At 45.8% G+C, this 565-nt stretch carries 1 pseudogene; it reads left to right on the top strand.

The annotated features are described in order from the left end of the window. Positions 1 to 324: 324 nt before the first annotated feature. A pseudogene (locus tag R8N49_RS29340) lies at positions 325 to 565 on the top strand (phosphohydrolase); the annotation flags it as partial.

Here is a 565-nt window from a genome sequence, read left to right as displayed (position 1 = left end):
CTCCAACCCTCAAGACCGTAATTCACCCATACGATGAACCGCTTTATCGTTTTCATGTGCGGCCCCCTTTAACCGTGCAACGTTCCCACATACTCACCCCTTCAAACCGTAACCCCACCAAAAAGCCACTTCTTGATGATTTCCAATCAGCAGCGGCAGGTTGCCCCTGAACTAACCTCACCGAAAAACCACCTTTAGATTGCTTTCTGGTGCTTATCAAGTTCTCCTGAGTGATTAGTCGTTCTGAAAACTTTACTTTTCACAGTATCATTTTATAATACTGTAAATCATAAAAACAACCCAGTAAAGAAAAAAGAGCGACTTATGTTGAGACGAGAAAACCAAGGAGATTTGTTCGATGACCAGGTGGTGTTGCCATCACTGGAGTCGGTTCTTACCGGCATATCTTCCAGTCAGCGTTGTGACGATAGAACAACGTACTTCTCCGCTCCGGATGTGGACCTGAGTTTGTACGATCACATCATTGTTTGCCTGTCTGGAGGCAAAGACTCGATTGCTGCGTACTTGCGGCTGGTGGACATGGGTGTTGATAAGTCAAAGGTGG

It is taken from the genome of Vibrio sp. 1978 (genome assembly GCF_033344345.1).
Note: the sequence above shows the minus strand (reverse complement) of the source record. Positions and strands in the feature narration are given on the sequence as shown.